We start from the raw sequence: 19,889 nt of genomic DNA on the forward strand, positions 1-19,889 counted from the left end.
CCGAGCGCGGAGCGAGAGCGGAAAGACAAGGAGCGAAGCGATGACCCATATGACTGACACCCCCGCCACCTCCGAGCCGGGGCTGGCGAACCACCGCATCGTATCGAGGGACGAATGGCTTGCCGAGCGCAAGACGCTGCTGGCGCATGAGAAGGAGCTGACGCATCTGCGCGACCGCGTCGCGCAAGAGCGCCGCGCTCTACCCTGGGTGCGCATCGAAAAGGACTATGTGTTCGACACGCCCGCGGGCCGGCGCACGCTGGCCGAGCTGTTCGACGGCCGCCGGCAACTGCTGATCCAGCACTTCATGTTCGGCCCGGGCTGGGACCAGGGCTGCCCGAGCTGCTCCTTCATGGCCGACCATGCCGACGCCATGAACATCCACCTCCGGCAGCGCGACGTCACCTTCGTGACCGTCTCGCGCGCGCCGCTGGCGCAGATCGAGCGCTTCAAGACGCGCATGGGCTGGCGGTTCGACTGGGTGTCATCGCACGGCAGCGACTTCAATTACGATTTCGGCGTCAGCTTCACGCCGGAGCAGCTGGCCGAGGGGCGCATCCACTACAATTACGGCCCGTGGCCTTACGCCTTCGAGGAATGGCCCGGCATCAGCGTCTTCTACAGGGACGACGCCGGCGACATCTTCCACACCTACTCGACCTATGGGCGCGGGGTGGAGGTGATGATGGGCACCTACAACATGCTTGACCTCGTGCCCAAGGGCCGCGACGAGCGCGATGTCGAGAACAAGATGGAATGGGTGCGCCACCACGACCGCTACGAGGCGGCGCCGACCGAGCGGGCGACGGGTTCCGTCAAGGATCTGTTCGGCAGCGTCAAGCACAGCTGCTGCGAGTGACGGCGGCGGGAGGCTCACATGAGCGACACTCATCCGGGCGGAGGCGCCGGCGGCGCGCTCCGTCCGCGGGGCGGGCGGCCGGCCCGCCTGCGCGCCGCCGAATGGCTGGGTCTCGCCGCCGCCCCGACCTTCGCGGCGATGGCGCTGGCGAGCGCCACCGGCGGCGGGCCGCCCGACATGCTCTGCACGGCGGACGGTACGTCGCCGCTGAGCGGAATGACCGTGATGTATGTGCTGATGAGCGCCTTCCACCTGTCGCCATGGCTGAGGCTGCTCGCCGGGCGATGACATCCGGCATCCGGCGAGCCTTCCGCTGCGCCGTGCCGGCGCGCGGTGAAGCTGAAATGACGCTTTACCGGCCGATTGGATACAAGCGGTCGATTCATCCGCACAAACCGTCATATGGGCGTGCGGGGAGCCGGATAGGCTCGCGTGCTTCAGGGGCGCGAACGGGAAAAACCTGAACATGTCCGGGCACGAACCTTCATCCGGGGAGCGGTCCTCACGCGGCGCCGGTCCGCGCTGGCGGCAGGTGCAGATGGAGCTCGAGCGCGCCATCGAGAGCGGCCAGTTCCCGCGCGGCGCCCGCTTGCCGACCGAGGACGAGCTGGCGCGGCGCTTCGAAGTGCATCGCCACACCATCCGGCGGGCCATCGGCCGGCTGCGCGAGAAGCAGATGGTGCGGGTGGAGCAGGGCCGCGGTACCTTCGTGCGCGACCGTGACATCAGCTACCGCATGGAGCGTAATTCGCTGCTGCGCGTCGCGGCCATGCGCGGCGAGCGCAAGGCGACGTGGAAGATCCTCGAAACGACGGAAACCAGGGCCGATCGGGAGGTTGCCGCCGGTCTCGCGCTGCCAGTCGGCCATCCCGTGCGGCAGATGTACATGCTGCGTGTCATCGACGAGGAGCCGATGAGCGTTTCGCTCAGCTGGTATCCTCTGCCGCGCTTCGCCGGCATCGAGGAGGCCATCCGCGAGACCGGCTCGGTCACGGTGGCGATGCAGCGCTACGGCATTCCGGAGATTCCGAAGAAGAGCACCGCCGTGCGCGCGGTGATGCCGACGCTCCGCGAGGCGCGGCTGCTGAACCTGTCCCGGCACAAGCCCTTGCTGGAGCTCAGGATCATCAATGTCGACCGCAGCGGCGTGCCGGTCCAGTACCTGCGCTCGCGGCACAATTCGGACATGCTGAACCTGGTGTTCGAGTTCTAGCGGCGACACAGCGGCCGCGGCGCATCCCCTAGATGAATGCCGCAGTCATCCCCCACGCGCGCCGTCCGCGTCACCGAAGCTTCGTCTTGCCGCCGCACGATCCCCTCCAGAAACGGAGCGACGTCGGGCGGAATGACCCAGTACTTTCACAATGCGAGGATCGTGCTCGCCGACGAGGTGGTGCGCGGCTCGCTTGCCGTCGAGAACGGCGTGGTGGTCGGCATCGACGCCGGTGCGGCCGCTGCGCCGGGCGGGCTCGACTGTGAGGGCGATTACCTGCTCCCGGGCCTTGTCGACATCCACAGCGACGCGCTTGAGAAGTACATCGCCCCGCGCCCCAACGTGATCTGGCCGCCGGTCTCGGCGGCGGTGGCGCATGACGCGGCGGTGGTCGGGGTGGGCATCACCACCATTCTCGACGCGGTAGCGCTGGTCGGCGGCAAGAATGGCGACCGGGCGCAGATCCACCGCCTGATGATCGACGGCCTCGACGAGGCCCGCGACGCGGACGCGCTCGGCGCCGACCATCTGCTGCACATACGCTGCGAGGTGCCGGATCAGCAGATCATCGAGCGCTTCGAGACCATACGCGGCCATGAGGCCATCCGCATGATTTCGCTGATGGACCATACCCCCGGTCAGCGCGTCTTCGCCGATCTCGGCATGTGGCGCGACTATCGCCGCAAGAGCGACAATATGAGCGAGGCGGCGCTGGACGAGGCGCTGCTGCGCGGGCGCGATGCGCATGAGAAATACGCCTCCCGCAACCGCGCCGCGCTCGCCGCGCTGGCGGCGGAGGATGACCTTGTCATCGCCACGCATGACGATGCGACGCCGGCCAACATTCATGAGGGGGCCGGCCTCGGCAGCGCCATCGCCGAGTTCCCGACGACGCTGGAGGCGGCGCGCGCGGCCCGCGAGGGCGGCCTCTCCATCGTCATGGGCGGGCCGAACCTCGTGCGCGGCGGCTCGCATGTCGGCAACGTTTCGACCGCCGCCTGCGCCGGCGAAGGCCTGCTCGACATCATGTCGTCCGACTACATGCCGGTGAGCCTGCTGCACGCCGCCTTCCTGCTCACCCGCGAGCCGGTCGGCTACGCGCTGCCGCGCGCGGTGGCGACGGTGAGCGCCAACCCGGCGCGGGCGCTCGGCCTCGACGACCGAGGCGTGATCGCCGTCGGCCGGCGGGCCGATCTGGTGCGGGTACACGAAGCAGACGGACTGCCGCTGGTTCGCTCGGTCTGGCGTACGGGCCAGCGCGTCCACTAGCTCATGTGCAGATAATCGCGTCGCAATTCTTCCGGCAGCCTTGAGCCGCGCCGGTCATTTCTTTCGATAACGCTGATACAGCAAATGGAAGGTTCGACATGATACGCAAAACCTTGGCTGTCCTGGCCATGGCCGCCTGTTTCGCGGCCCCGGCCTTCGCCGAAACCTACAAGCTCGCCGTTACCGACGTGGAGGGCATGGAGCGGCTGCAGACCGACTGGGGTCCGTTCAAGGCGCAACTGGAGAAGGCCACCGGCGACACCTTCGAGTTCTTCCCGGTAGCGAGCCGCACCGCCGCTGCCGAGGCGCTCAAGGCCAAGCGCGTCGACTTCGTCATCACCGGCCCGGCCGAATATGTCGTCATCAACAAGCTGACCAACGCCAAGGCCATCATCGGCCTGAGCCGCCCGGACTATTTCTGCGCCATCGTGGTGAAGGCCGATTCCGGCATCACCGCGCCGGTGCAGCTCAAGGGCAAGAAGGTCGGCATGGACGACATCGGCTCGACCTCGGGCCATCTGTGCCCCTCGCAGCTTCTCGCCGACTACGGCGTCTCGGTCACCAAGGACCTCGGCGGCATCACCCACACCTCGCGCCAGGTCGCCCATGAGGCGCTGAAGCGCGGCGACGTCGCCGCCATCGGCGTCAACTACAACAGCTGGCTGTCGGTGCGGAACAAGGACAAGAGCGTGCCGGCCGGCTCGTTCCGCGTCATCGCCCGCTCCGGCGACCTGCCGAACGACATGATCGTCGTCGGCGCCCATGTCGATCAGGAAGTCGCCGAGGCGCTGGTCGCCGCCATGATCAAGAACAAGGCGCAGATCATCGACGGCATCCTCTCGGCCGGCGATGAGCAGGAGAAGTACCGCGGCATGGACCTCGTGGCGCTGAAGGACAGCGACTACGACCGCGTGCGCGCCATGTACGTCACCATCGGCTACCCGCAGTTCGGCGAGTTCATCGGCAAATGACGCTCACCCTGGCGCACGGCGTCGAGACGCCGAAACTGGCAGCACGCAGCACTGCGGAAGGCCAGATCAGCGTGCGGGATCTCGCCGTGCGCCACGGTTCGAACCCGGTGGTGTTCTCCGGGGTCAGCTTCCACATCGAGCGCGGCGAGACCGTCGCGCTCATCGGTGCCAACGGCGCCGGCAAGTCCACCCTGCTCAAATGCTGCCTCGGCCTGATGGCGCCCGCCAATGGGGAGGTGCGCATGTCCGGCCAGCCGATCGGCGGCCTCGGCACCGGCGCGCTGCGCCGCCTGCGCGGCACGGTCGGCTTCGTGGCGCAGAGGCATAATCTCGTGGTGCGTCTCTCGGTGCTGTCCAACGTCCTGCACGGCACGCTCGCCGCCAACCCCGGCCCCGGCGCCTGGCTGCACGCGCTGGCATCGAGCACGCAGCGCGAGCGCGCCATGGAGGCGCTGGAACGTGTCGGCCTCGCGCATCTGGCGCTGAAGCGTGCTGACCAGCTTTCCGGCGGCCAGTCGCAGCGCGTCGCCATCGCCCGCGCTCTGGTCGGCGGGCCGCGCTTTATCTTCGCCGACGAGCCGGCCGCCAGCCTCGATCCCGCGGCCGGCGAGGAGGTGATGCAGGTGTTCATGCGGGTTGCCCGCGATACCCGCACCACGCTCGTCTTCACCACCCACAATCTCGACCATGCGCTCACCTATGCCGAGCGTGTGCTGGGGCTCTATGAGCGGCGCCTCGCCCTCGACGCCCCGGCGGTCAGCCTGCAGACCGGAGGCTTGCGTGACCTCTACAACTGACGCCGCCTCGCGGGGCGGCCGCCCGCTGCCGCCACGCTTCGTCCGGCCCTCCATCACCACCTTCCTCGGCTATCTCATCGGCCTCGCCGTGCTGGTGTGGTCGATCCAAGGTTCGGGTTGGTCGATGACGGCGATGCTCGACGGCGTGCCGGCGCTGATGGACTTCCTCTCCCGTGCCTGGCCGCCGAGCCTGACCCGCATCGACACGCTGTCGCAGGCGCTGGTGCAGACCTTTCAGATGGCCATCGTCGGCACCGTGGCGGGCGTCGTCCTCTCCGTGCCGCTGGCGATCCTCGCCGCGCGCGGACTGCTGGCGGGGCGCATCGTCAACGGACTGGCGCGAGCGGTGATCGCCTTCTTCCGCACCGTGCCGGACCTCGTCTGGGCGCTGATCTTCGTCATCGCGGTCGGCCTCGGCCCCTTCGCCGGCACGCTCGCCATCGCGGTCGACACTGCCGGCTTCTGCGGCCGCTTCTTTGCCGAGGCGATGGAGGACACCGACAAGGGCCCGGTGGAATCGCTGCGCGCGCAGGGCGTGCGCCGGCTCGACACCATCTTCTGCGCGGTGATCCCCGCCGCCATGCCGGCCTTCATCACCACCACTTTGTTCGCGCTGGAGAAGTCGACCCGTTCCTCGGTGATCCTCGGCCTGGTCGGTGCCGGCGGCATCGGCCTGGAGCTGAAGGTGGCGATGGACATGTTCGACTACCCGACCGCGGCGACCGTCATCCTGATGGTGTTCGGGCTGGTGATGCTGGTCGAGCAGGCCGGCTCCTGGGCGCGCGGGCGGATCATCGGCTGAATTTTTTCTGGAAGCTCAAGGTGCTGAAATGAGAACGGATACCGCGCATATCGCCTGGAATTCCCGCTGGTCGACCGAGGACGGCCGTGCCGACTGGCTCGCCGCCGAGCCCGAGGTCGTCGCGCTGAGCGAGACCATCCGCGCGGGCGGCGAGGAAGTGCGGGCGCTCGACCTCGGCTGCGGCGTCGGCCGCCACGCGCTGCACTTCGCCCGCGTCGGCTTCGAGGCCCACGCCATCGACATGGCCGAGGCCGGCGTCGAGCAGGTGCGCCAGTCGGCGGCCGCGATGGGCGTGACGGTGGAGGCGTCGGTGGCGCCGATGACCGCGCTGCCCTTCCCGGACGGGCATTTCGACTATGTGCTGTCGTTCAACGTGATCTATCACGGCGACGGCGAGATCGTGCGTGCCGCCATCGCCGAGATCCGCCGCGTGCTCAAGCCCGGCGGCTATTTCCAGGGCACCATGCTCTCCAAGCGCAACGTCAATTACGGCGTCGGCGAGGAAGTGGCGCCGAACACCTTCGTGCGTGAGAACCCGCCGGCCGAGGCGGGCGACGAGGGCGTGGCGAGCGACAAGGACCACCCGCACTTCTACTGCAACGCCAACGAGCTGACCGAGCTGTTCGAGGGCTTCGAGCTCTACCGGCTCGAAGACCGCCAGCAGAAGCCGGGCGGCTGGCACTGGCACTTCACCGCCGAACGGCTGGGCTGAAGCGCCGGGGTCTGAACGGGTATCCCTCTTCCGCCATCCCCCGGGCCTGACCCGGCGATTCACGACTTCCGTTGGCTTGGCCTCGGCAAGTCGTGGATTCCGGGCCAAGCCCGCTCCTCCACTTGTTCCGACACTCGCGAGAGCGCGAACGTGTCGGCGGGTGATCAGGCGATCGTTTTTCGCGACGAGATGAGGTTCCCCCGGTCTGGGGCGATTATCAAACCGAGCTGTCCTGCAGAAGGTAAGTACGAGAGCGCGCAACATTCCCGGCTCGTCGTGGGTCCGGCTCCCTCCTCGTGTCCGCTGTCACCGGCACGGCGCCTCAGTGCGGTGGCATGGGGATGAAGACCGGGGGCGTACCGGGGAATCTGGAGCGGCGCATGATCTCGGCGTCGTCCGCCGTTCGTGGCTTCAGATAGAAATAGAACCGGTTGGCCCGCTCGACGATGTCGTCGGATGGGGTGCTGCTCTGGCTGATGAGCATGTCGGACTGCACCTGCACATGCATATAGCCCGGGATGAGTTCGCTCCAATCATCGAGGTCGGCCTCGAAGAGCACCGAATAATCGGAAGCGCCGTCCAGCCGGACCACGCCCCAGGAGGTGCCCGCCGGCGCCTGTGCCGGGACCTCCTGCCATGTAAGCCCGGTCTGGATGAACACCCGCGGTTGGCTGAGCATGACGTAGAGCGCCGCATCCGGGCGCGTATTCTGCATTCGCAGCGTCGCCCGGTACTTCGTGCCGTCCGGCTCATAGCCGACGCGCACGAGTTCGACGAACAGGCCGCCAAAGGCCCTGCTCGACAGCTGTTGCGCCGCCGCCTGCCGGGCCTCTGCCGCGCGGCGTTGATACCAGCCGATAGCGAAATCCACGAGGAAGCCGAGGCCGATGAGCAGGACCAGGATCTGCAGGGGCCGATAGTCGAGCCAGCGCGACACTCCGTGGCCACGGCTCGGTCGCGCGCTGACCGCGCGGGTCGAGCGCGGCGCGGCATCGATCCGCCGGCGCAATTCCCCGGTCCTGTCGGCCTGCGGATCGATGCCCCCGGAGGGGGCGCGGATCGGTGTGCTGTCCTCGCCTTCCAGCGCCAGCACCGTCTCCCACAGGCTGACGATCAGCGCGTCCTTTTCCGCCGGGTCGAGCCGAGAAAGATCGGGCAGGCCGGGGCGCTTCATGGCGCGAGCGTTCCGTCGAGCATTTGGAAGACCGGCTCCGCCTCGGCCGCGAGCGCCAAGCTGTGGGTGACCAGCAGCAGCGTGGTGCCACGGCGGCGGTTCAGGTCGAGGAGCAGCGCCATGATCTCGCGCTCGCTGCGCTCGTCGAGGTCCGATGTCGGCTCGTCGGCGAGCAGCAGCTTTGGCGCGTTCATCAGCGCGCGCGCAATCGCCACGCGCCGCTGCTCGCCGGAAGAGAGCTCGGAAGGCAGCGCATCGAAATGATTGTCCAGGCCGACATCGGCGAGCAACCCGGCCGCCGCATCCAGGATGTCGCCCTGCCTACGCACCCCGGCCAGGCGGGCGGGCAGTGCGACATTCTCGATGGCGTTGAGACTCGGCAGCAGGCTCGCGAACTGGAAGACGTAGCCGACCTGCGCACTGCGGAAGGCCGCAAGAGCTGAGTCCGAAAGCGCCCAGATGTCGGTGCCGTCGATCAGCACCTGGCCGGCGGTCGGCCGGCTCAGTCCGCCGATCATGGCGAGCAGCGAGGACTTGCCTGAACCGGACCTGCCGACCAGCGCGGCGTAGCGGCCGCTGCCGACGTCGAGATCGATGCCGCGTATAGCGTCGACCGATCCGCGATCGGTCTCGTAACGCTTCATCAGGCCCCGGCAAGCGAGCATCTTCAGCCTTCTTTCCGGATGAGGTCGTAAGTCTCGCTGCGTCCGAGGCGCCAGGCCGGTACCCATGCGCCGACCACGCCGACGAGCGCGGCGCCGGATACGCACAGCGCAGCGATCAGGATGGTGGTCGGGCCGTCGAGCCAGAGAAAGGGAATACCCATCTCGCCGAGATGATGGACCAGCATGCGCTCGAACATCCTCAACAGCAGCACGCCGAAAAGGACGCCGATCACCGCGCCGCCCGCGGTCGCGATGGTCGCCTCGATGATCGCCATGCCGACGATCTGGCCAATGCCGGCGCCGATCGCCTTCAGCAGGCCGAGTTCCCGGCGGCGCTCGGCCATGATGGCGGAGAACAGCACGCCGACCATCACGGCGGTGCCGACCGATAATAGTCCGACGAGCACGACCAGTCCGCCGAGCAGCGCGACCAGTCCCTGCCGGATGCCAGTCATCAGCGAGCCGCCGGTGACCACCTTGACGCCGGGAACGCGCGACAGCAGCGCGAAGCGCGCCTGCAACTCGGTGGCCCCCGGTGCCATCTCGATCAGGAAGCCGGAAACCCTGTCCGGTTCCAGCATCCGCGGAACCGCCCCGGCGCGCTGGCGTACCGCCGGCGCAAGCGCGACGAGGGCTTCTGATTGCATGAACACGCCGCGCTCCTGCGTGCCCGACCCGGTGCGGGCGAGCTTGCCGTAGACACGGAAGGGCTGGCCGAAGAGGACCAACTGTGAGCCGAGAGGCAGGTCCCGCGCCGCACCGACGATGACGTCGCTGGGCTGCATCGTGCCGGAGAGCCGCTCGGAGAGCCAGGGCTGCACGGTGAAATCGGTCCGCGGATCGAACCCGATCAGGTCCACCAGCTCATCATTGCCGCCGAAGCCGGATTGGTCGGTCCGTAGCACGCGCTGCGCGGCCACTTTCGACATGCCGCCGATGCCGGCGCCGGAAATGGCGTCGGCCGGCAGCGTCTGGTCGGTCGGCTCGACGGTAAGCAGGGCGTTGCTGATGTTGGTGAGCGTGCTCTCGCTGACCACCATGAGATCGGCCCCCATACGGCTAAGGCCGACCTCCATGCTGGAGACCACGCTACGCATCACGACGATGCCGGCAAAGGTGACGGCGCTGCTGATCGCGATCGCAGCGATCAGCATGCAGGTGCGGGTCTGCCGGCGGCCGAGATTTTTGGCCGCCAGCTCGAGCAGCAGCCAGCGTGACGAGGCGAACGGCTTCATCGGGCGGCGCGTCCCCCGCCGCCAGTCAGAGCGTGCAGGAACGCGTGTGCTTCATGTGCTCGAGCTCGGTGGGAATGATCACGCAGTCATGGTGGCCGCCGGTGCTCGGCAGGATGCCGATCAGATTGTCGGTCGCGGCGTCGATGATGGCGATCCCGCTCGACAGCCGCTGGAAGCCGCTGAACGGCACCACGACGAACTTGCCGTCATAGGTGATGGCCGGCGTCTGCAGGTCCGGGCCGATGCCCTGGATCTCCTTGCGGATGGTCCAGGTGTCGGTGTCGACCACCATCACGCCGCTCGCCGCCGGCGAGGGATGGAGCACGGAAAGGTAGAGCTTCTTCGAATCCAGCGAGAACACCATGTGGAACGGATTGGGGTATTTCCCCTTCCACAGCGGATCCTCGACATGGGCGATCTTCTTCCAGTTGCGCGGATCGGGATCCTCGCAGGAGAAGACCGAGCAATTATTCTCGCGCAGATTGTTCATCATGCAGAGGAACCGGCCATCCGGCGAAAAGCCGATCTCATGACCGGGCGAGTGGATCTTGTCGAACGTGACCTCCCAATGGTCTTGGTCGAGCTTCACCACTTCGTACTGGTCGGGCGAGTCCACGTTGAACTGCAGGAAGGCGACCGGCTCGAAGCCGTTCTCCGCATCGAGAATGGCGATGCCGCCGCACAGCCGCACGACGGTCGCGGCCCAGCGTCCGGTCGGATGCCAGATGGTGCCGTCGGCGCCGGTGAGGCCCATCGGATCGTCGCCGGGCAAGGTGCCTTCCTCGACGAAGAGCTCGCCCATGGGCACCATCTCCCAGTCGATCTTCTGGCCCTTGGTGCCGAGATAATCGTACTTGCCGGTGGCGGCATCGGGATAGATCTTCGAGATCTTCAGCACCCCGCCGTCCTGCCACGCCCGATCGAGGCGGGTCGAATTCGCCTTCCAGTCGAATTTGAGCGCCGCCTTCACCTGCGAGGTGGTGCGGTCGAAGCAGGCGGCGATGTCCTTCTGCCCGTCGGTCACGAAATAGGACTGCGCGTCCTTCGGGTTGACGCAGACATGCACGCCGAGACCGAGGCCTGTGGTCTCCGACACGTTCTCCATCAGCTGCATCTGCGCGCCGTCATAGCGCACGCGGTAGATATTGAAGCCCGGGCCCGGCTCGGTGATGTTGGTGGGGATACCGTAGATCAGCGAGTTCTTGCCGCCCTGCGTCGAGTTGACGAACTCGAAGCTGTGATACGGGTCGGCGCTCGGAAAGGCGCAGAGATGGTGGGAGATCGGGTTGAAGTCCCCGTAGTTCCAGTACCAGATCGAGGCGAGCACGCGGTTGGTGTTGAGGTCGAGCGCATAGGTGCCGCCGCCCATCTTGGTCGGCAGCAGGGCTACCCACTTGCCGAGGCCCTGGCCGTCGAAACTCGAGCGGGAGTCGATGAGCTCGCGGGCGATCGGCGCGCTCTGCGCCTGCGCGACGACCGAGGCGCCGGCTTGAGCGCTCCCGTCGCCGCCCGTCACACCGAGCGCGTTCAGCGCGCCGGAACCATAGGCGAACGCAGCGGTCTCGCCGACGATCGCCGTCGCGGCCGCAGCCTTGAAGATGTTGCGGCGGGTGAAACGGGTGGACGTCGCCTCGTCCGTCGGCGCCTCGTCCGCGGGCATTGGCGGCGGCAATATCTGGCGCGCCGCAAGCGCCCGGGCCTGCTTCTCGCGGAGATAGTCCTGGAACTCCTCGTGGTCCGAACGCGCTACCTCGTTGCGGCGGCTGAGATAGGCATCGATCTGCGCGCGCGGCGACGGTTCCGGCTGCGCGGCCACATCCGCACGGTGCTGCGCTTCCTCGTCCCGCCCAGTCTTGCCTAGCTCATCCATTCGCCCCTCCCTCGTGTCATGTTCCTGGCCATTCAGCCGCCTGCCTTGCCGGCATGCGTCGTGCGCGGGCTCTTCGCTGCGCGCGTCGCCCGTGCGCCAGCGGCACCGGCCGCCGTCGCAGACTTTCGGAGCAGGGCATCCTTGGCGCGGTTGATCTTCATGGCGAGATAGTCGGTCCCACCCCGGTCGGGGTGGACCAATTGCATGAGCCGGCGATGGGCCTTGCGCACCTCTGCTGCGTTCGCCCCATCGGCGAGGCCAAGCACCGCGCGGGCCTCCTCGGCGCTCATCGGGCCGCCGTCCGCCTCGATCTCGTCACTCGAATTTCGCGCGATCGCATCGTGGCGGCTCGCATGTGCGATGTAATCCTGAAGAACGATAGCGGCCCGGCGCGCCAGCTCTGCATCGGGGACGGGCGGCTGGTAGTAGGGACGCACCTCGGCAGGCATTTCGCCCTCGACCCACATCGGCCGAAAGCGCGCGCGCGGCAGCAACATGCGCCACTTGACCACGACCAGCGCGAGCAGCATCGCCGCGCCGAGCAGCATGGCTCCTGTCCAATTCTGGAGCGCGAGCAATGTCATCAGGCCGGGCACGGAGGCGACAGCGACGATAAGCAGGCCGAGCCGTCCCATGCGCATGACGACGCGCGGATCGGAATGCGAAATCCAGTCGATAAACTTGATGCCGCTGATGATGAGGGAGATGGCCAGGGCGATGGAACTGATCACCATTCCACTACTCATCTACCGTATCTCCGGAGAATAGACGATTGGTTGGCTACTATGTTACCGTCTTAATATCCGATAAGTTGCAGCAATGCGCGCTTGATCGCGATATCGCCGAGATACCTGCCGTAATGTCGAGCATGATCTTTTAAGCGTTGTTTGTAGACGTCTCATTTGAGATGTGCAACATGGATATAGATAGATTGTCCAGAAAATAGTACTTGATGGATCGACGGCTAAGCTAAAATTCGAATGAATTTTTGAAATAATGTCCACGTTCGTCAAGCTTGCCACGCTCGGTGTGGCCGCCGCCGCTATAGGCATTGCGCTCGCCGGTATGGACGACCGGCCGGGCTTCGGACGGGTGCGAGAAGCGGAGCCGGCAACAAAACCTGCCGCACAGCTTGACGTCTCGCGGCAGCTTGTGGGGTTGCACGATGCAATGCGCATCCTCCCGGAGCAGGAAGGGGCGTGGCGCAGCTTCGTCGCCGCGATCATGGAACTCGACCGTTTGACGCGGGCCTTCACGGCGGAAGAGAGCATCGACAGCGCAAGCGCGGACGAAGAGCGGGCCCGGCATGCGCTCATGTTCGGCATCGCCCTCAGCGAGATTGAAGCCGCGCTCTCCGCCGAGCAGGCGGCCCTGTTGCAATCTCGCGCGACATCGCTGGGCCGCGCATTCGTCTGCTCCGGGGTTCAGGCCGGCACGTCCTGACGGCAGCCTATGCCCGCGCTTTCAGGCGAGGCAGGCGTCGAGGGCGAGCCTGAGCTCGTCGGCATTCATCTCTCTGCCGATCAGCACCAGCCGGTTGCCGTCGTGCGCCTGCTCGGCCGGTTCCAGGCTGAAACGTTCGCCCACCAGGTGAAAGACAAAGCGCTGGCCGGCGTCCGCTATGGACAGGAAGCCCTTGGCGCGGAACAGGCCCGCCGGACGCCCGCCGTCGAGGAAGCGCTGGAAGCGCGAAAGCGAGAAGGGGCGTTCGCTGGCGTAATAGAAGGCGGAGAAGCCTGCCTCATCCGCGACATGTGACGATGCCGTCTCCCGCCACGCCGCGAAACCTTGCCCCGGCGTAAAGGCGTGCATGTCGAGAAGCGCGGCGAGAGGGGCAGCACTTCGCACGGTCTCCACTATCCGCGCGGGCGGGCTCAGTGCCCGTATGCTCTCGGCGACCTCCGCCAGCCGGGCGCTGTCCACGAGGTCGCATTTGTTGAGCAGGACCATATCGGCATGAGAGATCTGGTTCCGCGCCGTGTCATTGTCGGACACCCCCCGGCCGAACTGCTCCGCATCGACCACGGCAACAATCCCGTCGAGCCGCAGGGCCTCCCGGAACGGCGCGCCGAGCACCGTCATCGCCACGGGCAGGGGATCCGCCACGCCCGAGGTCTCGATGATCAGATGATCGACCGGCTGCGGCCGCTCGAGGACCTGCACGAGGCCATCCATCAGGTCGCCGTTGAGCGAGCAGCAGATGCAGCCATTGGACAGTTCCACCAGCCCGTCTCCGGTGGAGGCGATCAGCTCGGCATCGATGTTCACGTCTCCGAGGTCGTTGACCAGCACGGCGGCCCGCACCTCCTGCCGGTTGGCGAGGACGTGGTTCACGAGCGTGGTCTTGCCGCTGCCGAGAAAGCCGGTGATCACGGTGACCGGCGTTCGCGCGCCGGGAAGCCGGGGCGGGACGCGAAAGGTTCGCGGCGCAGGAATCACCGTCGCCGACTCAATGCAGCTCTGCCCCGCCTGAAGCGTCCGCGGCGAATACGTAGCTGGTGCCGATGGCGGATTGGCTGACCCGATCGCCATAGGCGTCCGCGAGAGCGTGCAGCGCCCGCCATCCGGTGCAATGGCCGGTGATCATGTAGCGGACGTCGAACGGCCGCAGACCTTCCACCGTGTCGGGAATGATCCGCTCCATGACGCCGCCCAGATGCAGGCCGCCCATGACGGCGTGGATCGGCACACCGGGGAAGAGACGCTGCACCTCGGTGCACACATTGACGATGCCGGCATGGGAGCAGGCGCTGAAAACGACGAGGCCGAGATCGCGCACATGAACTACCAGCATGCGCTCGTCCATCAGGAACGGGTCGGGTCGCCAGGCGTCGTTCGGGCCGGAACGGCAGAGATGATCGGTACGGCCCTTTTCGAAGCTGCTGACGCGCGGGATCTCGCCGCTGTAGTAGAAGTGCCCGTCCAACAGCAGTCGCTCGTTCCCGTCATTCACCACACGGGCTCCGATCGCTTCCATGTCCGCGGGAGTAGGAACATTCGCGACCGGAATGACGGCGCCGCTCTTCAGGAGCACGCCGCGTTCGTTGAACATGCCGGGATTGACGTGGACGGCAAGGGAGGGGCGACCGGCCCGGATGGCGCCGATCGCCTCGGGCAACGCACCCATATGGTCCCAGTGGCCGTGGCTAACCGCGATCTCCTCCACCGCGCCGAGGTCGAGCGAGAGGTTCTTAGCGTTGCGCAGAAAGATCGCACCCTCCGGCCCGGCATCGAACAGAAGCGTGTGCTCGATGCCGTCCAGCTTCGAGCGCAGCAGCAGGCCATAGCCGAGATTGGCGGCCAGCAGGGTTTCGCCGGAGATGACGCTGGCGCCGGCATTCACGACATTGGTGAACTCGGAGACGGCAAACAAGGTCTTGCTGACATAGGTGTCACTGACATTGTCCGTGACGACGTCGACGGTGAGCGCGTCGAGTGGTTTGAGGTGCCTGGCAGCTTCTTCTGTCATAGCGCAGCCCTCGCCCTGTACCCCCGCCGCGGGGAGGATGACGGATCACATGCTGGCAGGCAAGCCAATGGAGGCGACGAAAGTCATCGCGGTGCCGACTACACATCTGGCATGTCGACGTTCGAGCAGGACATCCGCGCCGCCGGCTTCAGAGCGAACCTCCCGGGTCATTCCCTCGATGTTCCGCGGCGGCCTGTAGTTCGTGGCGCAGGCGTTCATTCTCGCGCCGCAGCGCCGCGAGTTCGTCGCGCACGGGAATGAGCACGCCCTCGAGCTCGGCCTGGGTGAAGCGCGGCGTGATGTGCTGCGGACAGTTCCAGTCGAACGCCTGCACCGCGATGAGGACGAGGCGCTCGACGCGGCCGGGATAGCCCGGCACGGCCAGTCGCTCCGCAAGGGCGGGATCGTCCGCGGCGTCGATGATCCGCATATGGCCGAAGATCTTCAGGCGGCGCCGGTGGCGGACTTCACGTGACCGCGCCGATCGCTTTCGGCGAGCGCCATGTGCTGCCGATCGCGCTGGAGTTCCTGAAGGAACATCCGGAAATCGATCTGCGCCTGACGCTCGCCGACCAACAGGTCAGGCTGGCCGACGAGCATATCGATGTGGCGCTGCGGATCGGGCATCTGGAGGACAGCGCGTTGATTGCGACGCGCGTGGGCACGGTGCGCCGGGTGATCTGCGCAAGCCCGGCCTATCTCGCCCGCCGGGGCATCCCGCGCCGGCCCGATGATCTCGCCGAGCATGACGGCATCAGCTTCCAGGGATTTGCGACGGCGCCGGAGTGGCGCTACCGAAGGGACAGTCCGGCCTTCGCCGTGGAGCCTCGTCCCAAATTCGCAGTCAATACGACGAATGCCGCCATTCAGGCGGCGCTGGCGGGTGTCGGCATCATCCGCGTGCTGTCCTACCAGGTCTCGAAGCAGCTGCGCTCGGGCGCGTTGCAGGAGTTGCTCACGGAGTTCGCGGCCGAGCCGCTGCCGGTAAGCCTCATGCATGCGCCAGCCGATCCCCTGGGACGGAAGGTGCGGAGCTTCCTCGACTGGACCGCACCCCGCCTGCGAGCGCGGCTGGCTCACTAGCACGCGCTGTGGGACGCGGTCCCGGCGGCCGGGTTGAAGCCGCTCATTCGAGGCCCGGCGCCCCGAATAAACCGGCGACAGATCTCCACGGGCATCGGTGGTGGTCCGTTCCCGGAACACATACCGCTCATCGGTCGTTCCGTCCCTGACGGAGGGAGACGATATGGATGACGGTCATCCTTGTGCCGGGCGCAGAGCCGGGAAGAACGGTGCACGGCGTCGAGGATTCCGGCAGCGTGCCCCGGTTGGTCCTGATTAGGCCGGCGGCGGCATGAGCGAGGAGCCGGAGCGCGGGTGGCGCCCGCCGGACGCCGTTCTGCGGGCGGCGTTTGCCGGGCTGCTGTGCGGTTCGTGCAGCGGCACCCAGTCGGCGCTCGACCCGGCCGGCCACGAGGCGGCGGAGGTGCTCACCCTGTTCTGGGTGATGCTCGTCGGCGCCGCGCTGATCTGGACCGTCGTCATCGGAGCCGCCGTGTTCGGTGGGCGCTTCCAGAAGAAGCCTATCGACGAGAGGGCGGGGCTGCGCATCGTCCTGTGGGCGGGGGCGGTGTTCCCCACTGTGGTGCTGGCCGCGCTGCTGGTCTTCGGGCTGCGGCTGATGCCGGTGCTGCGCGCCGCCGAGCCGGCGCTGCGCATCGAAGTGTCGGGCGAGCAGTACTGGTGGCGCGTCACCTATCTCGGTCCTGACGACACCCGCATCGAGAGCGCCAACGAACTGCGCCTGCCGGTCGGGCGCGCGGTCGAACTCATCCTCACCAGCGCCGACGTCATCCATTCTCTGTGGATTCCGACGCTGGCCGGCAAGATGGACATGATCCCCGGCCGCACCAACCGGCTGGTGCTGCGGCCCGAGCGCACCGGCATCTATCGCGGCGCCTGCGCCGAGTTCTGCGGCCGCTCGCACGCGCTGATGGCCTTCCCGGTCGTCGTCATGGAGCCTGCGGAGTTCGACGCCTGGCTCGCCCGCGAGACTGCCCCGGCGCCACCCGGCAGAGACCCCGGCGCCTTCCTCGCCAGCGGCTGCGGCGGCTGCCACACGGTGCGCGGGTCGGAGGCCGCCGGCACTATCGGCCCCGACCTCACCCATCTCGCCGACCGGCGCACGCTCGGCGCGGGGATCCTGCCCAACACGCCCGAGAACCTGAAGCGCTTCATCGCCGACACCGAGAGGGTGAAGCCGGGCGTGCGCATGCCTTCCTTCGGCATGCTGCCCGGCGCCGACATCGAGGCCATCGCCGCCTATCTGGGGAGCCTGAAATGAAGGCGCGCGAGAGCGACATCGAACGCCGCCAGCACGAGGAGGAGGAGCTGCGCCGCACCTGGGCCTTCTCCACCGGCTGGCGCTACGTCTCCAACGTCAACAACCAGATCGTCGGCCTCTGGTACACCGGGGCGTCGTTCTTCTTCTTCCTCTTCGCCGGCGTGCTGGCGCTGATCATGCGCGCGCAGCTCGCCGTGCCCAACAACGACCTCGTCTCGGCCGGCACCTACAACCAGCTCTTCACGCTGCACGGCACGATGATGATGTTCCTCTTCGCCGTGCCGATCTTCGAGGCGGTGGCGATCCTCATCCTGCCGCAGATGCTGGCGGCGCGGGACCTACCCTTTCCGCGGCTCTCCGCCTTCGGCTTCTGGTGCTTCCTCATCGGCGGCGCGTTCGTCGCCGGCTCGATCTTCTTCAATGCCGCGCCGGACGGCGGCTGGTTCATGTACCCGCCGCTCGCCACCGACACCACGCAGAGCGGCATCGGCGCCGATATCTGGCTGCTCGGGCTCTCCTTCATCGAGGTCGCCTCCATCGCTGCGGCGGTGGAGCTAATCGTCGGGGTACTGAAGTGCCGCCCGCCGGGCATGCGCATCAACCTGATGCCGCTCTACTGCTGGTATGTGCTGATCGTCGGCGGGATGATCCTGTTCGCCTTCCCCCCGCTCATCGCCGGCGACATCCTGTTCGAGATGCAGCGGCTGTTCGACTGGCCGTTCTTCGACACCGAGCGCGGCGGCGACCCCGTGCTGTGGCAGCACCTGTTCTGGATCTTCGGCCATCCGGAGGTCTACATCATCTTCCTGCCCTCCATCGCGCTGCTCGCGATGATCGTGCCGACCTTCGCCCAAAGACCGATCCTCGGCTATGGCTGGATCGTGCTGGCGGCGGTGGGCACCGGCTTCCTCAGCTTCGGGCTGTGGGCGCACCACATGTTCACCATCGGCCTGCCGGCGCTGTCGCTCGGCTTCTTCTCGGCGGCGTCCGAGGCGGTGGCGATCCCGACTGGCGTGCAGATCTTCGTCTTCGTGGCGACGCTGCTGGCGGGACGGGTGATCTTCTCCATCCCAATGCTGTTCGCTACCGGCGCGCTCGCCATCTTCGTCTTCGGCGGGCTGACCGGCGTGATGGTGGCGCTCGCGCCCTTCGACTGGCAGGCGCATGACAGCTACTTCGTCGTCGCCCATCTGCACTACACGCTGATCGGCGGCATGTTCTTCCCGCTGATCGCCGGCGTGTACTACTTCCACCCCTTCATCACCGGGCGGATGCTGTCGGAACGGTTGGGGCGCTGGTCGTTCTGGCTGATGTTCGCCGGCTTCAATATCGCCTTCCTGCCGATGCACATTACCGGCCTGCGCGGCATGCCGCGGCGGGTCTTCACTTATCCCGACGGGCTCGGCTGGGACTGGCTGAACCTGATCTCGACGTTCGGCGCATTCACCATGGCGGCGGGCATCGCCGTGCTGGTGGTCGACGTGCTGCGGCCGGGCAAGAAGCGCGCGCCGCAAAACCCATGGAACGCCGGCACGCTGGAATGGGCGGCGGGCGATCCTTCCGAACCCTGGGGCATACGCTCGGTGCCGCCGGTCTCCAGCCGCTACCCACTCTGGGACCAGAAGGGGCTGATGGAGGACATCGCCGCCGGCCGCTTCTACCTGCCGGGCGCCCCGGAGGGGAAACGCGAGACACTGGTCACCGACGTGCTCGACGCCACGCCCGAACAGGTGCTGCGCGTGCCTGGCGACAGCTTCAAGCCGCTGATCGCCGCCGTCCTCATCGGCGGCAGCTTCATTGCCACCACCTTCCATTGGTGGATCACGGCGCTGGTGTCGGGTGCGCTCGGCATCGCCGCGATCATGATCTGGCTGTGGACCGGCACGGCCCGCATCCCTTCGACGCTGACCACCGATGCTGGCATGGGGCTGGAGCTGCCGCTCTACGCCTCCGGCTCCGCCTCGGTCGGCTGGTGGGCCATGTTCATCACCATGGTCGGCGACGGCACCGCCTTCCTCAGCCTGGTCTTCGCCTATTTCTACTACTGGACCATCCATGCCGCCTTCCCGCCCGAGGGCATGGCGATGCCCGATGCCGGGCTGGCGCTGGGTGCCGGCGCGGCGACGCTCATCGCCTGGCTGCTGATGCTGCTCGCCCGGCGGGAGAATTGGCGCAACCGTCCCGGCATGGTGCGCGCATCGCTCGCTCTCTCGCTCCTGCTGGCACTCGCCGGGGCGGCGCTGCTGCTCCTCGCGTCCTGGCAGCTGGATCCGACGGAGCATGTCTACCCGGCGACGGTGTGGGTGCTGGCACTGTGGACGGCGCTGCACCTCGTCGTCGGCGTACTGATGCAAGGCTACTGCCTGGCCGGGAGCTTCGCCGGCAAATTGACCGGAGCACACGACATCGACCTGCGCAACGTCGTGCTCTACTGGCACTTCGCCGCCCTCACCATGGCGACCACCCTGGCGGTGATCGTCCTCGCCCCGCTCGCGAGGTGAGGAGCCGC

The 19,889-nt window shown here is 67.2% G+C and carries 18 protein-coding genes and 2 pseudogenes; 12 read left to right on the forward strand and 8 right to left on the reverse strand.

Annotated elements, in window-relative coordinates:
- Nucleotides 1-40 precede the first annotated feature (40 nt).
- The 8 genes from SNOV_RS04995 to SNOV_RS05030 all read left to right on the forward strand — a co-directional run bounded on the left by SNOV_RS04995 (nt 41) and on the right by SNOV_RS05030 (nt 6,623).
- Nucleotides 41-859 (forward strand): DUF899 domain-containing protein, encoded by an 819-nt coding sequence (locus tag SNOV_RS04995; protein ID WP_013165824.1) that lies wholly within the window; start codon nt 41-43, stop codon nt 857-859.
- Between the two features lie 18 nt (nt 860-877).
- A complete protein-coding gene (locus SNOV_RS05000) occupies nt 878-1,147 on the forward strand; it encodes a hypothetical protein (RefSeq protein ID WP_013165825.1) in 270 nt (89 codons plus the stop codon).
- Nucleotides 1,148-1,325: 178 nt separating this feature from the next.
- Nucleotides 1,326-2,072 (forward strand): phosphonate metabolism transcriptional regulator PhnF, encoded by a 747-nt coding sequence (gene phnF / locus SNOV_RS05005; protein ID WP_013165826.1) that lies wholly within the window; start codon nt 1,326-1,328, stop codon nt 2,070-2,072.
- Nucleotides 2,073-2,204: 132 nt separating this feature from the next.
- Nucleotides 2,205-3,341 carry an alpha-D-ribose 1-methylphosphonate 5-triphosphate diphosphatase gene (locus tag SNOV_RS05010; RefSeq protein ID WP_013165827.1) on the forward strand — a complete coding sequence of 379 codons (1,137 nt, stop codon included), beginning with the start codon at nt 2,205-2,207 and terminating at the stop codon, nt 3,339-3,341.
- 98 nt (nt 3,342-3,439) lie between these two features.
- Nucleotides 3,440-4,312, forward strand: a complete 873-nt coding sequence (gene phnD / locus SNOV_RS05015; RefSeq protein WP_013165828.1) for a phosphate/phosphite/phosphonate ABC transporter substrate-binding protein — start codon at nt 3,440-3,442, stop codon at nt 4,310-4,312.
- Entirely contained in the window at nt 4,309-5,109 is an 801-nt protein-coding gene (locus SNOV_RS05020) for a phosphonate ABC transporter ATP-binding protein (protein ID WP_013165829.1), read from the forward strand. Before phnD ends, SNOV_RS05020 begins: the two co-directional genes overlap by 4 nt.
- On the forward strand, nt 5,093-5,911 hold the full coding sequence (gene phnE, locus SNOV_RS05025; RefSeq protein ID WP_013165830.1) for a phosphonate ABC transporter, permease protein PhnE: 819 nt from the start codon (nt 5,093-5,095) through the stop codon (nt 5,909-5,911). The genes SNOV_RS05020 and phnE overlap by 17 nt, the downstream gene beginning before the upstream one ends.
- Nucleotides 5,912-5,939: 28 nt before the next feature.
- Complete coding sequence (locus tag SNOV_RS05030) at nt 5,940-6,623, forward strand: class I SAM-dependent methyltransferase (RefSeq protein WP_013165831.1); 684 nt, start codon at nt 5,940-5,942, stop codon at nt 6,621-6,623.
- A gap of 322 nt (nt 6,624-6,945) precedes the next feature.
- Here the strand turns inward: SNOV_RS05030 and SNOV_RS05035 are convergent, their stop codons facing one another.
- Genes SNOV_RS05035 through SNOV_RS23745 form a run of 5 tightly spaced genes read right to left on the reverse strand, consistent with a single transcriptional unit; the run spans nt 6,946 to nt 12,301 of the window.
- On the reverse strand, nt 6,946-7,797 hold the full coding sequence (locus SNOV_RS05035; protein WP_013165832.1) for a hypothetical protein: 852 nt from the start codon (nt 7,795-7,797) through the stop codon (nt 6,946-6,948).
- A complete protein-coding gene (locus SNOV_RS05040) occupies nt 7,794-8,528 on the reverse strand; it encodes an ABC transporter ATP-binding protein (protein WP_244412871.1) in 735 nt (244 codons plus the stop codon). Before SNOV_RS05040 ends, SNOV_RS05035 begins: the two co-directional genes overlap by 4 nt.
- Nucleotides 8,465-9,697, reverse strand: a complete 1,233-nt coding sequence (locus SNOV_RS05045; protein ID WP_013165834.1) for an ABC transporter permease — start codon at nt 9,695-9,697, stop codon at nt 8,465-8,467. Before SNOV_RS05045 ends, SNOV_RS05040 begins: the two co-directional genes overlap by 64 nt.
- A 25-nt stretch (nt 9,698-9,722) precedes the next feature.
- A complete protein-coding gene (locus SNOV_RS05050; RefSeq protein WP_013165835.1) occupies nt 9,723-11,567 on the reverse strand; it encodes a beta-propeller fold lactonase family protein in 1,845 nt (614 codons plus the stop codon).
- 32 nt (nt 11,568-11,599) lie between these two features.
- Nucleotides 11,600-12,301, reverse strand: coding sequence for a J domain-containing protein (locus SNOV_RS23745; RefSeq protein WP_049785697.1), 702 nt, complete (start codon nt 12,299-12,301; stop codon nt 11,600-11,602).
- Between the two features lie 262 nt (nt 12,302-12,563).
- Here SNOV_RS23745 and SNOV_RS05060 point away from each other — a divergent pair, with 262 nt between their 5' ends.
- Complete coding sequence (locus SNOV_RS05060) at nt 12,564-13,010, forward strand: hypothetical protein (RefSeq protein ID WP_013165837.1); 447 nt, start codon at nt 12,564-12,566, stop codon at nt 13,008-13,010.
- 21 nt (nt 13,011-13,031) lie between these two features.
- On the opposite strand, the gene SNOV_RS05065 is transcribed toward SNOV_RS05060, so the two are convergent.
- The 3 genes and pseudogenes from SNOV_RS05065 to SNOV_RS05075 form a co-directional block, all read right to left on the reverse strand.
- Entirely contained in the window at nt 13,032-13,940 is a 909-nt protein-coding gene (locus SNOV_RS05065) for a CobW family GTP-binding protein (RefSeq protein WP_049785698.1), read from the reverse strand.
- Nucleotides 13,941-14,016: 76 nt separating this feature from the next.
- Entirely contained in the window at nt 14,017-15,036 is a 1,020-nt protein-coding gene (locus tag SNOV_RS05070) for an MBL fold metallo-hydrolase (protein WP_013165839.1), read from the reverse strand.
- Between the two features lie 148 nt (nt 15,037-15,184).
- Nucleotides 15,185-15,496, reverse strand: a pseudogene (locus SNOV_RS05075) (pyridoxamine 5'-phosphate oxidase family protein); the annotation flags it as partial.
- On the opposite strand from SNOV_RS05075, the pseudogene SNOV_RS05080 reads away from it, so the two are divergent.
- The 3 genes and pseudogenes from SNOV_RS05080 to ctaD all read left to right on the forward strand — a co-directional run.
- Nucleotides 15,484-16,119: pseudogene (locus SNOV_RS05080) on the forward strand (LysR substrate-binding domain-containing protein); the annotation flags it as partial. The pseudogenes SNOV_RS05075 and SNOV_RS05080 sit on opposite strands and share 13 nt — an antisense overlap.
- 271 nt (nt 16,120-16,390) lie before the next feature.
- Nucleotides 16,391-17,380: a cytochrome c oxidase subunit II gene (gene coxB / locus SNOV_RS05085; RefSeq protein WP_013165840.1), complete on the forward strand. Its 990-nt coding sequence runs from the start codon at nt 16,391-16,393 to the stop codon at nt 17,378-17,380.
- Nucleotides 17,377-19,881: a cytochrome c oxidase subunit I gene (gene ctaD, locus SNOV_RS05090; protein ID WP_013165841.1), complete on the forward strand. Its 2,505-nt coding sequence runs from the start codon at nt 17,377-17,379 to the stop codon at nt 19,879-19,881. Before coxB ends, ctaD begins: the two co-directional genes overlap by 4 nt.
- The last annotated feature ends 8 nt before the right edge of the window (nt 19,882-19,889 follow it).

Origin of the sequence: Ancylobacter novellus DSM 506 (genome assembly GCF_000092925.1) — a bacterium.
Lineage (GTDB): Bacteria > Pseudomonadota > Alphaproteobacteria > Rhizobiales > Xanthobacteraceae > Ancylobacter > Ancylobacter novellus.

Coding starts and splice junctions, on each gene's coding strand:
- SNOV_RS04995 (WP_013165824.1), top strand. CDS start 41: ATGACCCATATGACTGACACCCCCGCCACCTCCGAGCCGGGGCTGGCG.
- SNOV_RS05000 (WP_013165825.1), top strand. CDS start 878: ATGAGCGACACTCATCCGGGCGGAGGCGCCGGCGGCGCGCTCCGTCCG.
- phnF (WP_013165826.1), top strand. CDS start 1,326: ATGTCCGGGCACGAACCTTCATCCGGGGAGCGGTCCTCACGCGGCGCC.
- SNOV_RS05010 (WP_013165827.1), top strand. CDS start 2,205: ATGACCCAGTACTTTCACAATGCGAGGATCGTGCTCGCCGACGAGGTG.
- phnD (WP_013165828.1), top strand. CDS start 3,440: ATGATACGCAAAACCTTGGCTGTCCTGGCCATGGCCGCCTGTTTCGCG.
- SNOV_RS05020 (WP_013165829.1), top strand. CDS start 4,309: ATGACGCTCACCCTGGCGCACGGCGTCGAGACGCCGAAACTGGCAGCA.
- SNOV_RS05030 (WP_013165831.1), top strand. CDS start 5,940: ATGAGAACGGATACCGCGCATATCGCCTGGAATTCCCGCTGGTCGACC.
- SNOV_RS05035 (WP_013165832.1), bottom strand. CDS start 7,797: ATGAAGCGCCCCGGCCTGCCCGATCTTTCTCGGCTCGACCCGGCGGAA.
- SNOV_RS05040 (WP_244412871.1), bottom strand. CDS start 8,528: ATGGGTACCGGCCTGGCGCCTCGGACGCAGCGAGACTTACGACCTCAT.
- SNOV_RS05045 (WP_013165834.1), bottom strand. CDS start 9,697: ATGAAGCCGTTCGCCTCGTCACGCTGGCTGCTGCTCGAGCTGGCGGCC.
- SNOV_RS05050 (WP_013165835.1), bottom strand. CDS start 11,567: ATGGATGAGCTAGGCAAGACTGGGCGGGACGAGGAAGCGCAGCACCGT.
- SNOV_RS23745 (WP_049785697.1), bottom strand. CDS start 12,301: ATGGTGATCAGTTCCATCGCCCTGGCCATCTCCCTCATCATCAGCGGC.
- SNOV_RS05060 (WP_013165837.1), top strand. CDS start 12,564: ATGTCCACGTTCGTCAAGCTTGCCACGCTCGGTGTGGCCGCCGCCGCT.
- SNOV_RS05070 (WP_013165839.1), bottom strand. CDS start 15,036: ATGACAGAAGAAGCTGCCAGGCACCTCAAACCACTCGACGCGCTCACC.
- coxB (WP_013165840.1), top strand. CDS start 16,391: ATGAGCGAGGAGCCGGAGCGCGGGTGGCGCCCGCCGGACGCCGTTCTG.
- ctaD (WP_013165841.1), top strand. CDS start 17,377: ATGAAGGCGCGCGAGAGCGACATCGAACGCCGCCAGCACGAGGAGGAG.